18 protein-coding genes and 15 tRNA genes are annotated in these 20,693 nt (G+C 42.6%); 3 read left to right on the top strand and 30 right to left on the bottom strand.

What is annotated here, in order from left to right; all coding sequences use genetic code 11:
* Positions 1–93 precede the first annotated feature (93 nt).
* The 23 genes from ACO05V_RS12085 to thrS all read right to left on the bottom strand — a co-directional run bounded on the left by ACO05V_RS12085 (position 94) and on the right by thrS (position 10,785).
* Complete coding sequence (locus ACO05V_RS12085; protein WP_421851533.1) at positions 94–1,416, bottom strand: OmpP1/FadL family transporter; 1,323 nt, start codon at positions 1,414–1,416, stop codon at positions 94–96.
* A 302-nt stretch (positions 1,417–1,718) separates the two neighbouring features.
* Positions 1,719–1,794, bottom strand: a tRNA-Val gene (locus ACO05V_RS12080).
* 57 nt (positions 1,795–1,851) lie between these two features.
* Positions 1,852–1,928: transfer RNA gene (locus ACO05V_RS12075), tRNA-Asp, on the bottom strand.
* Positions 1,929–1,979: 51 nt separating this feature from the next.
* Positions 1,980–2,055: transfer RNA gene (locus ACO05V_RS12070), tRNA-Val, on the bottom strand.
* 58 nt (positions 2,056–2,113) lie between these two features.
* Positions 2,114–2,190, bottom strand: a tRNA-Asp gene (locus ACO05V_RS12065).
* A 51-nt stretch (positions 2,191–2,241) separates the two neighbouring features.
* Positions 2,242–2,317 (bottom strand) — tRNA-Val (locus ACO05V_RS12060).
* Between the two features lie 29 nt (positions 2,318–2,346).
* Positions 2,347–2,423 (bottom strand) — tRNA-Asp (locus ACO05V_RS12055).
* A 51-nt stretch (positions 2,424–2,474) separates the two neighbouring features.
* A tRNA-Val gene (locus tag ACO05V_RS12050) sits at positions 2,475–2,550 on the bottom strand.
* Between the two features lie 29 nt (positions 2,551–2,579).
* Positions 2,580–2,656 (bottom strand) — tRNA-Asp (locus tag ACO05V_RS12045).
* A gap of 51 nt (positions 2,657–2,707) precedes the next feature.
* Positions 2,708–2,783 (bottom strand) — tRNA-Val (locus ACO05V_RS12040).
* 29 nt (positions 2,784–2,812) lie between these two features.
* A tRNA-Asp gene (locus ACO05V_RS12035) sits at positions 2,813–2,889 on the bottom strand.
* A gap of 55 nt (positions 2,890–2,944) precedes the next feature.
* A tRNA-Val gene (locus tag ACO05V_RS12030) sits at positions 2,945–3,020 on the bottom strand.
* A 45-nt stretch (positions 3,021–3,065) separates the two neighbouring features.
* Positions 3,066–3,141, bottom strand: a tRNA-Thr gene (locus tag ACO05V_RS12025).
* Between the two features lie 41 nt (positions 3,142–3,182).
* Positions 3,183–3,258 (bottom strand) — tRNA-Thr (locus tag ACO05V_RS12020).
* 69 nt (positions 3,259–3,327) lie between these two features.
* A tRNA-Thr gene (locus ACO05V_RS12015) sits at positions 3,328–3,403 on the bottom strand.
* Positions 3,404–3,416: 13 nt separating this feature from the next.
* Positions 3,417–3,493, bottom strand: a tRNA-Pro gene (locus tag ACO05V_RS12010).
* 287 nt (positions 3,494–3,780) lie between these two features.
* The gene (locus ACO05V_RS12005; protein ID WP_012070280.1) at positions 3,781–4,077 is read right to left on the bottom strand and encodes an integration host factor subunit alpha; all 297 of its coding nucleotides are present in this window, start codon (positions 4,075–4,077) and stop codon (positions 3,781–3,783) included.
* Between the two features lie 4 nt (positions 4,078–4,081).
* The gene (pheT, locus tag ACO05V_RS12000; RefSeq protein ID WP_421851530.1) at positions 4,082–6,466 is read right to left on the bottom strand and encodes a phenylalanine--tRNA ligase subunit beta; all 2,385 of its coding nucleotides are present in this window, start codon (positions 6,464–6,466) and stop codon (positions 4,082–4,084) included.
* A 22-nt stretch (positions 6,467–6,488) separates the two neighbouring features.
* Entirely contained in the window at positions 6,489–7,484 is a 996-nt protein-coding gene (gene pheS / locus ACO05V_RS11995; protein WP_421851528.1) for a phenylalanine--tRNA ligase subunit alpha, read from the bottom strand.
* A gap of 129 nt (positions 7,485–7,613) precedes the next feature.
* A complete protein-coding gene (gene rplT, locus ACO05V_RS11990; RefSeq protein WP_421851525.1) occupies positions 7,614–7,970 on the bottom strand; it encodes a 50S ribosomal protein L20 in 357 nt (118 codons plus the stop codon).
* A 47-nt stretch (positions 7,971–8,017) separates the two neighbouring features.
* Complete coding sequence (gene rpmI, locus ACO05V_RS11985; RefSeq protein ID WP_012070284.1) at positions 8,018–8,212, bottom strand: 50S ribosomal protein L35; 195 nt, start codon at positions 8,210–8,212, stop codon at positions 8,018–8,020.
* A gap of 93 nt (positions 8,213–8,305) precedes the next feature.
* On the bottom strand, positions 8,306–8,839 hold the full coding sequence (gene infC, locus ACO05V_RS11980) for a translation initiation factor IF-3 (RefSeq protein WP_113916037.1): 534 nt from the start codon (positions 8,837–8,839) through the stop codon (positions 8,306–8,308).
* An 8-nt stretch (positions 8,840–8,847) separates the two neighbouring features.
* A complete protein-coding gene (thrS, locus tag ACO05V_RS11975; RefSeq protein ID WP_421851521.1) occupies positions 8,848–10,785 on the bottom strand; it encodes a threonine--tRNA ligase in 1,938 nt (645 codons plus the stop codon).
* 238 nt (positions 10,786–11,023) lie between these two features.
* On the opposite strand from thrS, the gene ACO05V_RS11970 reads away from it, so the two are divergent.
* Positions 11,024–11,650 carry an O-methyltransferase gene (locus tag ACO05V_RS11970; RefSeq protein ID WP_421851518.1) on the top strand — a complete coding sequence of 209 codons (627 nt, stop codon included), beginning with the start codon at positions 11,024–11,026 and terminating at the stop codon, positions 11,648–11,650.
* A gap of 94 nt (positions 11,651–11,744) precedes the next feature.
* Positions 11,745–12,446: a GIY-YIG nuclease family protein gene (locus tag ACO05V_RS11965; RefSeq protein WP_421851515.1), complete on the top strand. Its 702-nt coding sequence runs from the start codon at positions 11,745–11,747 to the stop codon at positions 12,444–12,446.
* Between the two features lie 94 nt (positions 12,447–12,540).
* On the opposite strand, the gene ACO05V_RS11960 is transcribed toward ACO05V_RS11965, so the two are convergent.
* Genes ACO05V_RS11960 through ACO05V_RS11945 form a run of 4 tightly spaced genes read right to left on the bottom strand, consistent with a single transcriptional unit; the run spans position 12,541 to position 15,310 of the window.
* A complete protein-coding gene (locus tag ACO05V_RS11960; RefSeq protein WP_421851511.1) occupies positions 12,541–13,887 on the bottom strand; it encodes a class II 3-deoxy-7-phosphoheptulonate synthase in 1,347 nt (448 codons plus the stop codon).
* Positions 13,888–13,929: 42 nt separating this feature from the next.
* Positions 13,930–14,541 carry a helix-turn-helix domain-containing protein gene (locus tag ACO05V_RS11955; RefSeq protein WP_421851509.1) on the bottom strand — a complete coding sequence of 204 codons (612 nt, stop codon included), beginning with the start codon at positions 14,539–14,541 and terminating at the stop codon, positions 13,930–13,932.
* Between the two features lie 40 nt (positions 14,542–14,581).
* On the bottom strand, positions 14,582–15,010 hold the full coding sequence (locus ACO05V_RS11950; RefSeq protein ID WP_421851507.1) for a TIGR01244 family sulfur transferase: 429 nt from the start codon (positions 15,008–15,010) through the stop codon (positions 14,582–14,584).
* Positions 15,011–15,031: 21 nt separating this feature from the next.
* The gene (locus tag ACO05V_RS11945) at positions 15,032–15,310 is read right to left on the bottom strand and encodes a peptidylprolyl isomerase (RefSeq protein WP_421851504.1); all 279 of its coding nucleotides are present in this window, start codon (positions 15,308–15,310) and stop codon (positions 15,032–15,034) included.
* 141 nt (positions 15,311–15,451) lie between these two features.
* On the opposite strand from ACO05V_RS11945, the gene ACO05V_RS11940 reads away from it, so the two are divergent.
* Positions 15,452–16,249, top strand: coding sequence for a response regulator (locus ACO05V_RS11940; protein ID WP_421851501.1), 798 nt, complete (start codon positions 15,452–15,454; stop codon positions 16,247–16,249).
* 91 nt (positions 16,250–16,340) lie between these two features.
* On the opposite strand, the gene mutT is transcribed toward ACO05V_RS11940, so the two are convergent.
* From mutT to secA, 3 genes are read right to left on the bottom strand one after another with little or no spacing between them, the layout of a single operon-like run.
* A complete protein-coding gene (gene mutT / locus ACO05V_RS11935; RefSeq protein ID WP_421851498.1) occupies positions 16,341–16,727 on the bottom strand; it encodes an 8-oxo-dGTP diphosphatase MutT in 387 nt (128 codons plus the stop codon).
* Positions 16,727–17,947 (bottom strand): bifunctional glutamate N-acetyltransferase/amino-acid acetyltransferase ArgJ, encoded by a 1,221-nt coding sequence (gene argJ, locus ACO05V_RS11930; protein WP_421851496.1) that lies wholly within the window; start codon positions 17,945–17,947, stop codon positions 16,727–16,729. The genes mutT and argJ overlap by 1 nt, the downstream gene beginning before the upstream one ends.
* Positions 17,948–17,962: 15 nt before the next feature.
* Complete coding sequence (gene secA / locus ACO05V_RS11925; protein WP_421851493.1) at positions 17,963–20,665, bottom strand: preprotein translocase subunit SecA; 2,703 nt, start codon at positions 20,663–20,665, stop codon at positions 17,963–17,965.
* Positions 20,666–20,693 lie beyond the last annotated feature (28 nt).

The following is a 20,693-nucleotide window of genomic DNA, read 5'->3' as shown; positions in this document are numbered from 1 at the left end:
AAAAAGATCACCCAAATCTAGATACAAAAAAACCAGAGCTCAATTTGAACTCTGGTTTTTTTAAGCGTAAAAATCAAACACTCTAGCTTAGAGTTAGAACGCCATATTCACACCAACTGACACAACATTAGCAGACGAACTATAATCTGCTTTTAGCGTTCCACGAGCAGCATCTTCCGTTAGCCCTGAGCGATTTACAGATACATCATCAATCATGATATGAGTAAATGCAAAGTTTGCAGACGTCATGTCGTTAAAGTCATAAGTACCACCAACGGAAATCCACTTACGATCCCCATCCGGTGTACGAGCTGAACGGTATTTATCAGTCACAGGAGAATTGTCCATCGCCACACCAGTACGCAAGGTCAACTTATCTGAATAAGCGTAGGTCAAACCTGCTGAATACATCCACTGATCTTCAAAGCCGAATGTTAAAACAGAGTTTTTTTGAGTACTAGGGTTTTCAAATTTTATATTGATACCATCCATTACCCCCCATCCAGTTTTTATAGCACTAACACCTAACATCAACTTAGGGGATAAATCTTGTTCATAACCAAAACTTAAAAGAGATGGGAAAGTAATTGAATCGGTTACATCTGCATTCGATAACTTTCCATTTTTGGCCAGTCCAGCAGATACTCCGGTATATTTAACATCACCTTTGAAATCGAAGTCGACTTTACTTCGGTAACCAACCCCTATACGAGTTCCTTTTTTCGGCTCTAATGCAACACCTAAGCTATAACCATAGCTTGTATCATCTGCTTCAATGCGACCAATCCCTTCTCCTCCAGCTTGAGAAATAGGAGTACCAACAGCTGACTCAAGAATAACTTCGGCTTTATGTATTTGTACGCTAGCCCCAAGAGTGACCCAATTATTTAATTTGTGAGCTAAAGCAAAGCTCAAGGCAATATCTTGAATACCAGTTTCTGTTGCATGAAACCGTCCTGCCCAATCTTGACCATAATCACCAGACAATCCAAAAGGAACATTTAATGAAATCCCTGCAACAGTTTTTTCATTCAGAGGTTTAGCAAAGTAAACTGACGGCACAAGTGTCTTATTAACTGAATCATTTGTTGACTTAGTACCCAGCGGTGCAGTACCTCCCGCTGCAGCACCATTCACATCTGCACTGTTAGCGGATTCAACAGTAACGTCCATACTTGGCATGACATAGGCACCTGATACATAAACTGTCGTCTCTTTGGCATTAGCAAACAGCGCAGGATTCCAGAAGCTGGCAGAAATATCTTCATTAGAAGCCGCCACACCACCTAAGGCTTTACCTGAGGCTGTCGCGCTGTGATCATTTAAAGCAAAACCTGCTGAGTAGGCTGATGTTGCTGCCGCCACAGAGGCTGCAACAAGACTTGCTCTAAACAAGAATCTTGAGGAGGTAGTCATAAATAAGCTCCATTGTTATTTTTATTGGAAATTTTATTTTATCGGTAAATCAATTATACACTTCAAGTATAGAAGCACATGGCCTGATATTACCAGTAAGTATTTCTTACGCAATACAATATTTACACAATAGAAGGCTAAAAAGGAAAATAGTGATAAGAAATGGAAAAATTTACATGGAAAAATAGACGAAGAGAGATTTAATAGTGAAAAGACAGACCAATAGATAAATCTTTGTGTAGGAAAGAAAAGAGGATCTTAAAGAAGAGATGTTTAAAATGAGTATATGTTACGCAGATAGATGGTGGGTGTGGAGAGGTTCGAACTCCCGACATTCGCCTTGTAAGGGCGACGCTCTCCCAACTGAGCTACACACCCACTATGTGGGCTTGCTTTTTCCTGAGTTAATATATTTAAATATTGAAACTTAGAAAATGGCGGAATGGACGGGACTCGAACCCGCGACCCCCTGCGTGACAGGCAGGTATTCTAACCAACTGAACTACCACTCCAACACAATCTAGCTCTTTACCTATTAATCATAAGTACCACTGCTTAGTAAGTGGTGGGTGTGGAGAGGTTCGAACTCCCGACATTCGCCTTGTAAGGGCGACGCTCTCCCAACTGAGCTACACACCCGCTTTCAGATAGCGATTAAACTATCGATAATTCTTTGCCAAACTTAACGTGTAAGTAATGGCGGAATGGACGGGACTCGAACCCGCGACCCCCTGCGTGACAGGCAGGTATTCTAACCAACTGAACTACCACTCCAACACAATCTAGCTCTTTACCTATTAATCATAAGTACCACTGCTTAGTAAGTGGTGGGTGTGGAGAGGTTCGAACTCCCGACATTCGCCTTGTAAGGGCGACGCTCTCCCAACTGAGCTACACACCCGACTCGTAGTTTTACATCTTCTCGAAAGATGGCGGAATGGACGGGACTCGAACCCGCGACCCCCTGCGTGACAGGCAGGTATTCTAACCAACTGAACTACCACTCCAACACAATCTAGCTCTTTACCTATTAATCATAAGTACCACTGCTTAGTAAGTGGTGGGTGTGGAGAGGTTCGAACTCCCGACATTCGCCTTGTAAGGGCGACGCTCTCCCAACTGAGCTACACACCCGACTCGTAGTTTTACATCTTCTCGAAAGATGGCGGAATGGACGGGACTCGAACCCGCGACCCCCTGCGTGACAGGCAGGTATTCTAACCAACTGAACTACCACTCCAACACAATCTAGCTCTTTACCTATTAATCATAAGTACCACTGCTTAGTAAGTGGTGGGTGTGGAGAGGTTCGAACTCCCGACATTCGCCTTGTAAGGGCGACGCTCTCCCAACTGAGCTACACACCCGACTCGTAGTTTTACATCTTCTCGAAAGATGGCGGAATGGACGGGACTCGAACCCGCGACCCCCTGCGTGACAGGCAGGTATTCTAACCAACTGAACTACCACTCCAACATGGTCTAGTACTTTTGCTTTTACTTAAGTAAAAAGCCCACTGTCTAGTTAGTGGTGGGTGTGGAGAGGTTCGAACTCCCGACATTCGCCTTGTAAGGGCGACGCTCTCCCAACTGAGCTACACACCCAATCATTGTTTAACGTTTTTATTTCAACTTACTTTATTAAGTAAATGGTGCCGCCACCAAGAGTCGAACTCGGGACCCTCTGATTACAAGTCAGATGCTCTACCAACTGAGCTATAGCGGCATTACATGACGCAGTTCACTTTTAAAAGACTTCCTAAGAAGTGGTGCCGCCACCAAGAGTCGAACTCGGGACCCTCTGATTACAAGTCAGATGCTCTACCAACTGAGCTATAGCGGCTTTAATAAAAGCAAAATCTTTTTTTATTTCTATTCTTTATTTCTAAAGAAAGAAACTTCGACCAAATTATGGTGCCGCCACCAAGAGTCGAACTCGGGACCCTCTGATTACAAGTCAGATGCTCTACCAACTGAGCTATAGCGGCATTTCTCAAATTTTGGTCGGGACGGCAGGATTTGAACCTGCGACCACTAGCACCCCATGCTAGTGCGCTACCAGGCTGCGCTACGCCCCGAAACCAACAGCTAAAGAGTTAAACTCTGTCCCTGTCAGCGGGTGCGTATATTACTATAACGAATTGAAAAGGGAAGACTTTTATAAGTTTTTTTTCAATTTAATCATACCGCTAGAATTTTAGGAGTTGTTCGCTTAAACATTGATCTAAATATGATTCTACTTTTCATATTAGCCTTACGCAGCAGAAAGACATGCTATATGGCTAAACATCATATAAATAGACATAAAGAACACCCGATACAAAAAAGCCATCCTAGTGGATGGCTTTTTTAGAAACATGTAAAGCTACTCTTGCATATAGTCTTCTACTTTAGACTTGAGCTTCTGCCCAGGTCTAAATGTAACAACGGTACGCGCAGTAATTGGTATTTCTTCTCCCGTCTTAGGATTTCGACCAGGGCGCTGACTCTTTTCGCGCACTTCAAAATTACCAAAGCCCGACAACTTCACTTGCTGTCTTTCTATTAGTGAACTACGCACCACGTCAAAAAAACCTTCCACAAGATCTTTGGCGTCTTTTTTACTTAGACCAATTGAATCCACTAAATTTTCAGCAAGGTCCGCTTTTGTCAACGATCCCATAAATCTACCCCCTTACAACGGCTCCCAACTGCTCAGACAAGGCTGCAACAGTTTGTTCGACTGAGTTGTTCACTTCTTCATCACTAAGAGTGTGTGAAGGATGCTGCCACGTCAAGCCCAAAGCGACACTTTTTTTCGTTTCATCAATACCTTGGCCCTGATAAACATCAAAAACCAAGACATTTTTAAGTGCATCACCAGCCATTGAGGAGATCACCCTCTCCAATTCACTGACAGGCACAGAACGATCAACCAGTAGAGCTAGATCACGACGAACCTCAGGGAAACGAGAGACCGCCTCATACTCAGGTAAAGTGGCATTCAATACTGCGTTTAGAGCAATATCAAATACATAGATAGGCTGATTCGCACCCAATGTCTTAGACAATTGTGGATGCAACTCCCCCATCAAACCTACAAACTGACCGCCTAAAAAGATATCAGCAGAACGGCCTGGATGTAAAAATTCACAACTAGAACGCTCGTAAGTTGGCTTGCCGCCGTCATTTAAAGCGAACAAAGCCTCAACGTGCGCTTTCAGGTCATAAAAATCAACCTTTTCGCTACCGTGATACCAAGCTTCAGAGTGACGAGTACCAGCAATTAAGCCTGCCACTTGCTGCTGCTGATCCAATTCAGCCAAAGCCTCAACAGAACCAATAAAACGACGACCCGTTTCAAACAAACGAACACGCGACTGCTGACGATTCTGGTTGTAAAGATACGCTTTAACCAAACCCGGCACCAAACTTGGACGCATGACCCCCATATCTGCTGATATTGGGTTGGCCAAAGGCACAGGCTCAATATTAGGTAAAAATTGCTTACTTAATACAGGATCAATAAAGCTATAAGTTACTGCCTCTTGATAACCCTGCGATACTAAAATAGAGCGCATCACTTGAATCTGCGTTTTTGTTTCAGACAGAGGTGTAAAATTCACTGCCGCTTGAGGCATTGAAGACGGAAGGTTGTCATAACCGTAGATACGAGCAACCTCTTCGATCAAATCCGCTTCTATTGCGATATCAAAACGATGCGATGGCGCTTGTGTCGTCCAAGCCTCATCTGTCACTTCAATCATAACGAGACCAAGACGAGTCAAAATATCTGTCACAAGGTCTTTATCGATAGACATTGCCAAATATTGATCAAGCTTTTTACGGCGCAAAGTAACAACCGCCGCTTCAGGCAAAGACGTCTCACTCACAGCATGAGTAATAGGACCAACTTGACCGCCAGCAATTTCAACAACTAACCCAGTCGCTCGCTCTAAAGCTCGCTCCTGAAGAGTTGCATCAACACCACGTTCAAAGCGGTGTGAAGAGTCTGTGTGCAACCCATAAGAGCGCGCCTTACCAGCTAAAGCCAATGGAGCAAAAAAAGCACTTTCAAGGAAAATATCTTTAGTTGCTTCGTTAACTCCAGACCCTTCGCCACCCATTACCCCAGCAATAGCCAGTGGTGACTTTTCATCAGCGATAACCAAGGTATCATCACGAAGTATCACTTCCTGACCATCAAGTAAGACGATTTTTTCATCTTTCTTGGCCATTCGCACAACAATCGAACCTGACAAATTCGCCAAGTCAAAGGCATGCATCGGCTGCCCCAATTCAAGCATCACATAATTAGTAATATCTACGATTGGATCAATTGAGCGAATGCCACTGCGACGGAGCTTTTCAACCATCCATAAAGGAGCCTTAGCCTTAACATCAACACCGCGCACAATACGACCTAAATAACGAGGACAAGCATCCGCCGCCTCCACTCGCACTGGGAAAGCATCATCAATAGCAATTTCAGCCGGAATGACGTTAACAGGCGTCACATCAACTTTATTCAACACACCCACTTCACGCGCTAAACCAGCAATACTCAAACAGTCACTACGGTTAGGCGTTAGGTCAACATCAATAATCTGATCATCAAGCCCTAAAAAAGCACGAAAATCTTCGCCCGCTTTAGCAACAGCAGGCAATTCCATAATACCGTCATGATCATCACTCAACCCCAATTCAGAGGCAGAGCACAACATACCAAAAGACTCTACTTGGCGAAGCTTGGCTTTTTTAATTTTAAAATCGGCACCTAACACTGCGCCAATTTTAGCAAACGGGATCTTGATGCCTGGACGCGCATTTGGCGCACCACAAACCACCTGAAAGGTCTCTACGCCATCATACACCTGACAAATTTGCAATTTATCAGCGTTCGGATGAGGCTCTGCACCGATAATTTCACCTACTACTACACCTGAAAACTCAGAGGCAACAGGTAAAACTTCATCCACTTCAAGGCCAGCTAACGTTATTTGAGCAACCAAATCATCGCTACTGACGTCTGGATTGACCCATTCTCTTAGCCAATTCTCACTAATTTTCATAAAAACATCCTAGGTAGACTGGTTACTTGAACTGTTTAAGGAAGCGCAAATCGTTCTCGAAGAACATACGAAGGTCGTCTACTTTATAGCGCAGCATAGCAAAACGCTCTACGCCCATACCAAAAGCGAAACCTGTGTATTTTTCGGAATCAATTCCTGACATTTCAAGTACTTTCGGGTGAACCATGCCACAACCCAACACTTCCAACCAAGACTCTTCACCCTTACTGTTAGTACGCATGATATCCACTTCAATGGAAGGCTCAGTAAATGGGAAATAACTAGGACGGAAGCGCACTTTTAAATCATCCTCAAAGAAGACGTTTAAAAACTGCTGCAAAATACCCTTTAGGTCGGCAAAGGAAATATTTTCGTCAATTAACAAACCTTCAACCTGATGAAACATAGGCGTATGAGTTTGATCAGAATCACAACGATAAACACGACCAGGACAAATAATTCGAATTGGCGGCTGAGTCGTTTCCATTGTGCGCACTTGAACTGGAGATGTATGCGTTCTTAGTACGGTTGTTGGATTAAAGTAGAAGGTATCTTGCATTGCACGCGCTGGGTGATGCGCAGGAATGTTCAGAGCTTCAAAGTTGTGATAATCGTCTTCAATTTCTGGCCCTGCAGCCACATCAAAGCCAATTCCACGAAAAAAGGTTTCAATACGCTCCATAGTACGAGTCACAGGATGCAGACCACCCACCTCTTGACCCTTACCAGACAAGGAGATATCGATCGTCTCTGTTGCAAGCTTGGCATCTAATGCTGCTTTAGCAAGTGATGCTTTGCGCTCAGTAATTTTTTCCTGAACTTGGTCTTTTGCTTCATTAACCATTTGACCAAATTTTGGTCGATCCTCTGCAGAAACATTACCAAGCTGTTTCAACAAAGCAGTCAGAGCGCCCTTCTTACCCAAATAATGCACACGTACATCATCCAGTGCGGACTCACTCTCAGACGCAGCTACTGCGCTTAGCGCATCAGCAAGAATCTGCTTTAGGTTCTCCATTTACACACTCCAAAAAATAAAATAGGGGAAGAACCATTGGCTCTTCCCCTATCAAAGACTGCATTGAGTGATTCTTTCTATTGAGATGAAATCCTTCAAGATTGAATCACCCTAAGGCTACGTCAGAAATTAAGCCAAGCTTACTTTCGCTTTTTCAACGATAGCAGCAAAAACTTCTTTCTCGTACACAGCTAGGTCAGCCAAAACCTTACGGTCAATTTCAATTGCAGCTTTTTTCAAACCAGCAATGAAACGGCTGTAAGATAAACCATTGATACGTGCAGCAGCGTTAATACGAGCAATCCACAATGCGCGGAATTGACGTTTACGCTGACGACGGTCACGGTATTGGTATTGACCAGCTTTGATAACAGCTTGTTTTGCTAAACGAAATACACGGCTACGTGCACCGTAGTAACCTTTAGCTTGCTTTAAAATCTTCTTGTGACGGCGACGAGCCTGAACACCACGTTTTACGCGAGGCATAATATAAACCTTATACTAATAAATTAATGAACTAAAAAAATCTAGACTTAGATGTATGGCAACATGCGTACAATTAACGCTTTGTCGCTTTGCGCAATCTGGTTCATAGAACGAAGATGACGCTTACGCTTAGTCGATTTCTTAGTCAAAATATGACTAGTATGAGACTGCTTATGCTTAAAACCATTCGCGGTACGTTTGAAGCGCTTAGCTGCGCCACTGTGTGACTTAATTTTGGACATGATAAAACCACTCTCGCATTCGTTAATGTTAGTGTAATTTCTTAATAAATCAGTCTTTAAGAGCCAAAACCCTTAAAGCCAAGTTATTTAAAATTACTTCTTCTTTTTGGGGCCTAGCACCATCGTCAATTGACGACCTTCCATTTTCGCGGCTTGTTCAACTGCACCATATTCCTCTAAGTCTGCTGCGACTCGATTCATAAGCTGCATGCCAAGCTCCTGATGGGCCATTTCACGACCGCGGTATCGTAGTGATACTTTGGCCTTATCCCCGCCTTCAAGGAAACGTATCAGGTTGCGGAGTTTTACCTGATAATCCCCTTCCTCCGTCCCTGGACGGAATTTCATTTCTTTTACCTGGATCTGCTTAGCATTTTTCTTTTGAGCAGCTTTCGCTTTTTTTGCTTCAAAAATATGCTTACCGTAGTCCATGATTTTGCAAACAATCGGATCTGAATCAGCTATTTGCACTAAGTCTAAAGTAGCCTCTTGAGCTGCTTTTAGTGCCTCTTCTAGAGAGACAACGCCAACTTGTTCACCATCAGCAGCGATCAAACGCACTTCGGTAGCTCGAATGTTTTCGTTGATTAGAGGACGCTGCTTACTAGCGGCACGCCCACGATTCATATTACCTTTTATAGTACTATCTCCATTTCTTGTTTACGGCTACGGCGAGCAACTTCTTTTTGAAGCAAGTCTTCAAAATCGGAAATACTCATCACTCCAAGGTCATCACCGGTACGAGTTCGAACAGCAACCTGCTGTTGCTCAACTTCTTTATCACCGACGACGATCATGTATGGCACTCGTTGTAGAGTATGCTCGCGGATTTTAAACCCGATCTTCTCGTTTCTCAAGTCAAGTTTTGCTCTAAAGCCATTTGAATTCAATCTTTTTTCCAAATCAGAACAATAGTCTGCTTGGCGATCAGTAATGTTCATGATAACAACTTGTTCAGGTGCAAGCCAGACCGGAAAGGCACCTTCTGTATCTTCGATCAAAATACCAATGAAACGCTCAAGTGATCCAACAATCGCACGATGCAACATAACCGGTGTTTGACGAGAGCCATCTTCCGATACATATTGCGCTCCCAAGCGAGTTGGCATTGAGAAATCAACCTGAATAGTACCACACTGCCACACTCGACCAATGGCATCTTTCAGTGAAAACTCAATTTTAGGACCATAAAAAGCCCCTTCACCTGGCAATTCTTCCCAATCAAGACCAGCAGAATCTAACGCATCAGATAAGGCTTTCTCAGCTTTATCCCAAACTTCATCAGATCCTACGCGCTGCTCTGGGCGTGTCGACAAACGATAAACAATGTTATCGAAGCCAAAATCCGCATACACCTCATGAAGTAGATCGATAAACTCAGACACTTCCGACTGAATTTGCCCTTCGGTCACAAAGATATGACCATCATCCTGAACGAAGTTACGTACACGCATAATGCCATGTAATGCACCTGATGGCTCATTACGGTGACAAGAACCAAACTCAGCCATACGGAATGGCAAATCACGGTAGCTTTTAAGACCCTGATTATAAACCTGTATGTGGCATGGGCAATTCATCGGCTTAACGGCGTAATCACGATTTTCAGAATGTGTAGTGAACATATTCTCATGATATTTACCCCAATGCCCTGATTTCTCCCAAAGCACGCGATCAACGATCTGAGGCGTTTTCACTTCTTGATAATTGTTATCAAGCTGTTTCTGACGCATATATTGCTCAACAGCCTGATACAATCTCCAGCCTTTAGGGTGCCAGAACACCATACCAGGTGCCTCTTCCTGCACATGGAAAAGGTCTAATTTCTTACCCAACTTACGATGATCACGCTTTTCAGCTTCTTCGATTCGTGTCAGATAAGCTTTTAATTCTTTTTTGTCATTCCAAGCCGTACCATAAATACGCTGCAACATTTCGTTATTAGAATCACCACGCCAGTACGCACCAGCCAACTTCATCAATTTGAAATGACGCAAGACTCGAGTATTTGGTACATGTGGACCACGACACATATCCATATATTCTTCGTGATGATACAAACCAACTTCTTTTGTTGACTCATCCATATCATCAATCAATGCCACTTTATAGCTTTCGCCACGGTCGACAAATTGCTGACGAGCTTCCGCTATCGGTGTCATCTTCTTAATAACATCGCAATCCGTCTTAACCAATTCTGCGATACGTTTTTCTATAGCAGCAAGGTCATCTGGCGTAAAAGGACGCTCGTAAGCGATGTCGTAATAAAAACCTTCATCAATAACAGGACCGATTGCCATTTCTGCCGTCGGGTATAACTGCTTAACCGCATGACCAACAAGGTGAGCAAACGAGTGACGAATAATCTCTACACCTTCAGGGTCTTTCCCCGTAATGATGCTCAATTTAGCGTCGTCTGAAATAAGTTCGCACGCATCAACAAGTTGACCATCTATGCGACCCGCAACTGTGGCTTTAGCCAAACCAGGACCAATATCCTCGGCGACTTGCATTACAGTTACTGGGGTTGAGAAAGAACGTTGGCTGCCATCAGGCAAAGTAATTACAGGCATTTTATTCCCCTATCGGAGTCAGTGGTGCTCCATACCAAAGAGCACATGTAAATTTCAGCGCATAAACTATCATTTTTCGATTATTCATGCGAATCTAATTTAAATAAGCCTTTTTTCTGCATGTAGCGGCCATCGACAAAAATCAAGCCCTTTTTCTACCATTAAGCCATAGACATTCTCTGCGTGCAGAGTAAAATTAGTTTCTGTTTCACATAGACTTCATTTATCAAAAGGCAATATGGATCTCAATAATCTTGACGACTACTGCATTGAAACCACTCAAGCAGAACCTGACCTATTAATTGAGCTGGTTGAAAAAACCTACTCAGACATGGGCTACCCAAATAAGTTATCAGGAAAAACCATCGGCCGCACTCTGAAGCTTCTGGCAAAAATAGCACAACCAAAACGTGCGTTAGAAATTGGCATGTTTACTGGCTATTCAGCACTGTCTATTGCAGAAGGCATGCCCAAAGATGGTGAGCTTATATGCTGTGAAACCAACCCTAGAGCAATTCAATTTGCTCAATCTTTTTTCGACCGCAGTGAGTACGGCAAAAAAATCAAAGCGATTTTTGGCCCCGCTCTCGATACGATCGAATCCCTTGAAGGGGAATTTGACTTTGTCTTTATTGATGCTGATAAACGTAACTACCTAAATTACTACGAAGCAGTACTTCCGCTGGTTAGATCTGGTGGCCTTATCATTATTGATAACTCCCTATGGCAAGGAAGAGTTCTAGACCCGAAAGAAAACAGCGATATCGCTGTCAACCAAGTCAACCGCCTTATCGCGCAAGACAATCGAGTTGAAAACGTTCACTTGAACGTTCGTGACGGTCTTAACATCGTCGTAAAACACTAACCCTATTTCTTATAAACCCCATTCACCTTTGGGTCACCTCAGGTGAATGGGGTTTATGTGCTATTAAAAAGATATTACGTAAGAGGCAGCGATTTTGGTCGTTTTTAAAATCACAAATAACATCTCCGGCAAACACTACATTGGAACGTCTTTCAATAGTGGCTTTCAACGTTTCGAACAATACGTAGAAGCAACGAGCGAAGGTTTGGACTTTCCTTTATACAACGACATTAGGGAGAATGGCGTTGACGCTTTTACAGTTGAAGAACTATTTGAAACAAGCGACAAAGAAGAGCTTTACGAGCTAGAAACAGACTATATCTCTATTTATAACGGCGAAAGTTTACGCGGCTATAAAATTGCTCAAACAGCAGAAAAAGCCACGAACCTTAGCCTTGGCAAAAAAGCCTTGTTTGATGCAAATGGCGTATCAACCGCAGAACAACCTAAAAAAACAAGAAAAGTAGCTGCAAAAAAAACCGTTGAACTACCAAAAAAAACGATTGAGCCAACCCCAACAGCAAAATCATTCTTTGGAGAACTCATCGGTGAAGAAAGAATAGGCGCACCGCTCGCTACAGCAGCCGCAGAAAAGAAAAAAGCGCCAACTCGCACGAAGAGCAAGGCAAGCATTCAGAAGATGCTAAGCGAAGCTGAGAAAGCATCGAAAAAAGAACGCGAAGAAAAACTAAAATCACAGCAGCAAGCAGAAGCTGAAGAAATGGCTCTTATCATGGCAAAAATTGATGTGACGTCCAAATCTGCCACATCTGCGTTTCGTCGCCGAAAAAGCTAAGCTCAAAAATTAGACGTAAAAAAAGCTCAGTTAAATTCTTAACTGAGCTTTTTTATTCTCTAAAAATTATCTATTTAGCCAAACAAACCAAATATTAAGATCGTGCCTTCTTAAGCGTCTCTGAAATCATAAACGCTAACTCTAAAGATTGATCAGCATTCAAACGCGGGTCACAATGAGTATGATATCTATCAGCTAAATCCGCCTCAGTCACCTCAAAGGCCCCACCAACACACTCAGTAACATTCTGACCTGTCATCTCAAAGTGAACACCACCTGCGTAGCTCCCTTCAGCATTATGAACCTGAAAGAACTGCTGAACCTCTCTCAATACATCATCCACACGGCGAGTCTTATAACCTGTAGATGCCTTAACCGTATTGCCGTGCATCGGATCACTACTCCATACAACTTGTTTACCCTCGCGCTGAATGGCTTGAATTAGCTTAGGCATACCTTCTTCAACTTTATCCGCACCCATACGCACGATAATATTTAAGCGGCCAGCTTCATTGTTTGGATTCAGAACATCACACAATCTCAGCAAGTCTTCAGGATCCATTGTCGGACCAGCCTTCACACCAATTGGGTTTTGCACACCACGCAAAAATTCAACATGCGCACCATCTAATTGACGAGTACGATCTCCAATCCACAACATGTGCGCAGAACAATCGTACCACTCACCAGTCAAGCTATCTTTACGAGTTAAAGCCTGCTCATAAGGCAACAACAACGCCTCATGAGAAGTATAAAAGTCTGTCTCTTTCAATTGAGCCAAACCAGGACCAATGCCGCACGCTTCCATAAATTGCAAGGCATCATCAATCTTATCAGCCACACCCTGGAAACGACTACCTGCCGGACTAGTATTCAAAAAGTCCAAATTCCATTGATGCACCTGATGCAAATCTGCAAAGCCACCTTGAGCAAAAGCCCTGAGTAAATTCATTGTCGATGCACTTTGATTGTAAACCTGCACCAAACGCTCAGGATCTGGAACCCTCGCCTGCTCAGTAAAGTCGATGCCATTAATAATATCGCCACGGTAACTTGGCAACTCAACACCGCCGATCACTTCAGTTCCCGCTGATCTAGGCTTAGCAAACTGCCCAGCCATCCGCCCAACCTTTACTACAGGACACTTACCAGCATAAGTAAGCACAACAGCCATCTGCAACATAACCTTGAACGTATCGCGAATATTATTGGCATGAAACTCAGCAAAACTTTCAGCGCAATCACCGCCCTGAAGCAAAAACGATTGCCTATTGGCCACTTGCGCTAAGGCTTTTTTTAGTTGACGAGCTTCGCCGGCAAAAACAAGAGGAGGCATTTTCTCTAACGTGCTTTCAACTTGAGCCAAATGCTCTGCATTTGGGTAAACAGGCTGCTGCAGCGCCGTTTTTTCTCTCCAACTTGTTAAGTTCCACTGTGACATAATTTTCTACAACCTTATTCTTTCATTATTTTTTAACATACATTAACGAGCAACAACCCAAAGTATTTCTGCATCTTTTACGGATAAAGAAACCACCGCGTGCCCCATAGTGGCATCATAATACACACTATCACCTTCTTTTAATTCAATTGGTTCATAGAGCTCAGAGAAAAAATTAATTTTACCTTGCAAAACCAACAAAAACTCTTCGCCGTCATGACGAACCCACTCTTTAAAGTCTGCAAATGACCGAGCCCTTACCGTTGTTTTAAAAGGCACCATTTTCTTGCGACTAATAGAATAATTTAACAACTCATGTTCATAAGTTGCTGTTGGGTGGGGCTCCCCTTTTCCTTTACGGGTAATATCTCGACGCCCAGCAATAGAATGCTCACTCGCCTCAACAAAAAGCTGCGGCAAGTCCATCTCCAAACCTTTAATTAACTTTTGCACAATAGTGAAGCTTGGTGAAACCTGATCATTCTCAATTTTTGATAACGTAGAGCGAGCAATTCCAGTCCTTTTCCCCACCTCTTCAAGCGTCCAGCCTTTTGCCAAACGAATTTCCTTCACGCGCTTACCAAGCTCAAGTGGCTCAACAAATCGATCAGGATCTGATGCTGTAGCTGTTTCTAACGAAGGACGACTAACCATAATTTACCAATACTACTTTTATGTAAGAAACCAGCAGCTCCTATACTTTTAATAAAGGTGCCATTGCTTCAGAACAACGAGAGAGATCAAATCCTTTACCAGAAACATAAGACATCAAACGCCCAGAGTCTCCACCCTTGCCATTCTCTAACAAAACCCACAACACAGAAGATCGAGTTCCTGTTCTACAAAAAGCCAACGTCTTCTTATCTTCAAGCAAGATATCTCTTTGAAAATCAACTTGCTCTTGAGATAATTTAGACAAATCTATCGGGTTGCTCATATATTCCATACCCAGTGCTTCAGCAGCAATACGAATACTATCGCCAGAAGGTTGATCGTCAGATTCAGCTTCTGGGCGATTATTAATAATTCGCTCAAAACCTTGGGACTTGAGCGATACCAAATCCACCTCAACTAATTGAGGCGCGACAAAATAAGAATCATCAAGCTGAATAATATTACCCATAAATATTCCCCTTAAATAAATTTAAGAACGGTACAACACTTTTATAAGATGGAATCCAAATTGCGTTTTAATCGGCCCCTGTATCTTATATAAAGGACCACTAAAAACAGCCTTATCAAAAGCAGAAACCATATCTCCCTTACGAAACTCACCAAGATCTCCACCTTTTTTCCCAGAAGGGCAAGTAGAAAATTGCTTGGCCAATTTGTGAAAGTCAGCACCTTTATCAAGCTTCAACCTTAAAGACTCTGCCTCAGCTTTAGTCTTAACTAAAATATGACACGCACTCGCCGTTGACATTCACACTCCAACCATTCAAATAAACTAGATAAAACATGTTAACCTATTTAGCATAATGGAATTAACTACATGCAATCATTAACCTTAAAATATTCTCGGTAAAAAGTAGCATAAACATTAAAATATAGGCGGCTTTACAATATGAGTACTTATGCAGCAATAAGCGATCTTTCTTTTCTACTAGTCGAACCATCAGATATGCAAAAAAAGATCATCACTAAAGCCTTACAAGATGCCGGCATTAAACAAATAGAATATGCCAATGACATCGAAGAAACCATAAAATCACTGTCCGCTTTTCCACCCGATCTTGTTATATCTTCAATGTACCTTCCAGACGGTTCCGCAAACGATCTTATTGATAAAATCAGAACCAATAAGGACACAGAAAGCCAATGCTTCATGCTAATCTCCAGCGAAAGAAACAGAGACCATCTAGAACATTTAAGACAATCAGGCGTACTCGCTATCCTTCCAAAACCATTTAACCAAAAAGACCTAACTCGCGCCATTCACGCCACACTAGACCTAATTGTTGAAGAAGAAATAGACCTCGAACTATTTGATCCAAGAACACTACGAGTATTAGTTACAGATGACAGCCGAATGGCCAGAAAACACGTCAGCAAAACACTAAACACAATGGGAATTGAAGACATACAATTTGCAGAAAACGGCAAAGAGGCAATCACCCTTCTTAATGAAATGGAATTTGATCTTATTGTTACCGATTACAATATGCCTGAAATGGACGGAAAAGTGTTAACTGATGCCGTTAGAAGAGACCCATCACTAGCTCATATCCCAATATTGATGGTAAGTTCGAATTCAGAAGACAGCCAGCTATCAAACATCGCACAAGAAGGTGTCGATGCAATTTGCGGCAAGCCTTTTGAGCCAAGTGTGGTAAAAAAACTACTGGCAAAAATACTAAATTAACCCCGAACCTTTAATAGATCGCATGATTTTCAAACAAAAAAAGAGCTTCAATTGAAGCTCTTTTTTTTAACTAAGCATTGACGATCTCAAATCAGGCTGCCGACATCAGTTCAGATACGATTTGCTGATTGGCTTCCGGAAATTGATAAGCGGATAATTCATTAATAGCCACCCAACTCACTTTCTGCCCCTCACTCCCTTCTGGCTCACCATCAAAGGCTGTCACCTTATAGAAATGGAGCTCAACCTGCTTATCACCATAATCATGGGTAATTTTTTTAAAAAAAGAGCTCTCTATCACAGTAATTCCAATCTCTTCTTTAAGTTCTCTTGCCAAGGCTGCTTGGGCCGATTCAGAAGACTCACATTTCCCACCTGGAAACTCCCACAAGCCACCCTGATGTTGGCTTGAGTTACGCAAAGCAATGAAGACAGCATCGTCACAAAGAACAATACCAACAGCCACTCTAACCAACATTAGGTACGATACTCAGCATTAATAGTGACGTATTCATGAGAGAAATCTGTTGTCCAAACAATATCAGACTCAGCACCCATTCCTAAATCAAGCACAATATGAATCTCTTGTGGCGCCATAGCCTGCTTTCCGTGCTCTTCAAGATAATCAGGAGAACGACCACCATCACGAGCAACTTCAAAACCATTAATATGAAGTTGCACACGGTCCACATCTAAACCCTCAACACCTGCACGACCAACAACCGCTAAAATTCGCCCCCAATTAGGGTCAGAAGCAAATAACGCCGTTTTAACCAAAGGAGAGTGAGCAATCTCGAAAGCCACTTTCGTCGCATCAGATTCAATAGCGGCACCAACTACTTCTACGGTAACAAACTTAGTCGCACCTTCACCATCACGAACAATGGCATGAGCAAGCTCTTGCATAACTTCAGTAAAAGCAACAATAAAAGCTTGAGCTAGAGGCTCATCGATAGAAGTCACCTTAGCATTGCCAGCCATACCAGTTGCCACAGCAATACAAGAATCGTTTGTCGATGTATCACTATCGATAGTAATGCGGTTAAAACTCTTATTAACGACATCTTTCAATATAGACTGAAGAACATCCACATCCATTGCTATATCACTGCAAACATAACCCAACATAGTAGCCATGTTTGGGCGAATCATACCTGCACCTTTGGAAATACCAGCAATCGAATACGTCTGCCCATCAAACTCAAAAGTGCGAATAGAGCCTTTTGGCAAAGTATCGGTAGTCATAATACCAACACCAGCTGACTTCCAGTTATCACCTGATAAGTTTTCAAGCGCTTTAGGAATAGCGGCAACAATTTTCGCCACCGGCAACGGCTCACCAATAACACCTGTAGAGAAAGGCAAAATAGATTCGACACTCACACCCGTCTCATCAGCCAAAGCCTCACAAGTCTTTAGAGCAGTATCAAGGCCAGATTTTCCCGTACCAGCATTAGCGTTACCCGTATTGATTAACAGATAACGACTACCGGCCAAGCCTAAATGCTTTTGACAAATACGCACAGGCGCTGCACAAAAAGCATTTTGAGTAAAAACACCAGCAACAGATGCGCCTTCACATAATTCAAAAATCACAACATCTTTTTTGTTGGGCTTTTTAATTCCAGCTTCCGCAACACCAATTCTAATTCCTTTTATTTCTGGAATAAGAGGAAAATCATGTAACCCTACAGCCATTGAAACTTTCTCCAGTTAAATAAGACTACCGTGACACTGTTTGTATTTTTTACCTGAGCCACACGGACAAGGCTCATTCCGACCTACTTTAGGGTACTCTTGAGCATCAGCAGAATCAGAAGACTCTCCAGCCAACGAGTTCAGTGAGTCATGAATCATGTTAACGGTTGTTTTCTCTTCTTGCTTTCTACGGGCCTCTTCTATTTTCTCGGCCTCTTCGGCAGACTGAACTTTCACACGAGTAATAATTTGAATCACTTCATATTTGATTTGCTCTAACAAACCCTGAAATAACTCAAACGACTCTCGCTTATATTCCTGCTTAGGATTCTTTTGCGCATAACCACGCAAATGAATACCCTGTCTAAGCATATCCATAGTCTGGAGATGCTCTTTCCACAAAGTATCAAGCACTTGTAGCAGCACTTGTTTCTCAAAAGACCTAAAAGGCTGTTCACCAGCAATTTGCTCTTTAGCCTGGTAGTCATTAACAAAAGCATCCAATATTTTCTGACGCAAAGGCTCTTCGTATAGTTTTTTATCTTCTTCTACCCATTTGGCAACAGGAAGCTCTAGACCAAACTCATTACGAGCCTTCTCTTCCAACCCTTCAAGATCCCACATATCGAAGATACTTTGAGGTGGAATAAATTCATCGATCAAACCGGTAACAACTTCTTCTCGCATCGCAGAAATAGCTTCAGAAAGATCTTCAGACACCATCATATCGAAACGCTGACGATAGATTACCTGGCGCTGATCATTAGCCACGTCATCGTATTCAAGCAATTGCTTACGAATATCAAAGTTACGACCTTCAACTTTACGCTGGGCCTTTTCAATCGCATTTGAGACCATCTTATGTTCAATAGCCTCACCTTTCTCCATGCCAAGCGCCAACATCATTTTCTTAATGCGGTCAGACATGAAGATACGCATTAAATTATCTTCTAATGACAAATAAAAGCGCGAGGAACCAACATCACCTTGACGACCAGCACGACCACGCAACTGGTTATCAATACGACGAGACTCATGACGTTCAGTACCGATAATATGCAAACCACCTGCGGCCAAAACTGACTCATTACGAGACTTCCAATCAGCCTTAAGCGCATCAATACTCTCTTGGCTAGCATTTTCACCAAGTTGAGCCAGCTCAACTTGTAAGTTGCCACCCAACACAATGTCTGTACCACGACCCGCCATGTTGGTAGCAATTGTTACCGCACCTGGTCGACCAGCATCAGCAACAATTTCAGCTTCACGCTCATGCTGCTTAGCATTAAGAACATTGTGCTTAACATCTTTCTTAAGCAGATAATTTGATAACAGCTCAGAATATTCAATAGACGCCGTACCAACCAACACAGGACGACCCTGCTTAACAATCTCTTCAATATCCAACACAATGGCTTCGAATTTGTCTTCAGTAGACATATAAATCAAATCATTGAAGTCTTTACGCTGAACCTGACGGTTTGTAGGGATAACAATCACGGATAAGCCGTAAATCTGCTGAAACTCAAAGGCTTCAGTATCAGCAGTACCTGTCATACCTGACAATTTTTCGTACAAACGGAAATAATTTTGGAAAGTGGTTGATGCTAAAGTCTGACTTTCAGCTTGAATAGTCACACCCTCTTTAGCTTCTACAGCCTGATGAATACCCTCAGACCAGCGACGGCCAGCCATAGTTCGACCAGTATGCTCATCGACAATAACAATTTGATCACCCTGAATAACGTAATCAACGTTCTTCTTAAAAATGACATGGGCTTTCAAACAAGCATGAACATGGTGTAGTAAAGAAAGGTTGCCAGCAGCATACAGGCTTTCACCCTCACCTAACAACTCCTGCTCTACTAACCAACTTTCAACGAAAGAATGACCTTCTTCCGTTAGTTCAATACTACGCTGCGATTCATCGAAAATGTAATGACCAGTTGGCTCTTCATCCTCAACATCCTCTTGCTTAACCAACAATGGAGCAAGTTGATTAATTTTTCGATATTGCTCAGAGCTATCTTCAACCGCGCCGGAGATAATTAGAGGCGTTCGAGCCTCATCTATCAAAATGGAATCTACTTCATCCACTACAGAGAAATTCAAATCTCGCTGAACACGATCTTCCAGACGGAACACCATATTGTCGCGAAGATAATCAAAACCAAATTCGTTATTAGTACCATAAGTAATATCACACAAGTATGCCGCTTTTTTCTCATCCCTATCTTGACCAGAAAAAACTACACCGACACTCATGTCCAAAAACTCATAAAGAGGTCTCATCCAGTTAGCGTCACGCTTAGCCAGATAATCGTTCACCGTAACAACATGAATACCTTTAGAGGACAAAGCATTTAAGTAAACAGCGAGCGTCGCAACGAGCGTTTTACCTTCACCAGTACGCATTTCGGCAATTTTACCTTCATTTAGAACCATGCCACCAATGAGCTGCACATCAAAATGACGCATCCCCATAACACGGCTACTACCTTCACGCACGACAGCAAAAGCCTCAGGTAAAATAGAGTCTAGCGACTCACCTTTTGCAAGACGATCACGAAACTCGCCAGTTTTTCCAGACAAGTCATCATCTGACAATTTGCGGAAAGATTCTTCAAGTTGGTTTATCTGTGAAACGACTTTTCTATATCGTTTAACTTCTCGGTCATTCTTTGTGCCGACAATTTTTTTAATTACAGTTCCTAACATCTTGAACTCATCGTAGCCAATTAGTAAT

The sequence above is a fragment of the Marinomonas sp. genome (assembly GCF_965225885.1).
In the GTDB taxonomy this organism is placed as follows: Bacteria; Pseudomonadota; Gammaproteobacteria; order Pseudomonadales; family Marinomonadaceae; genus Marinomonas.
The sequence above is the reverse complement of the archived record's forward strand: the minus strand, read 5'-3'. Positions and strand labels throughout refer to the sequence as shown.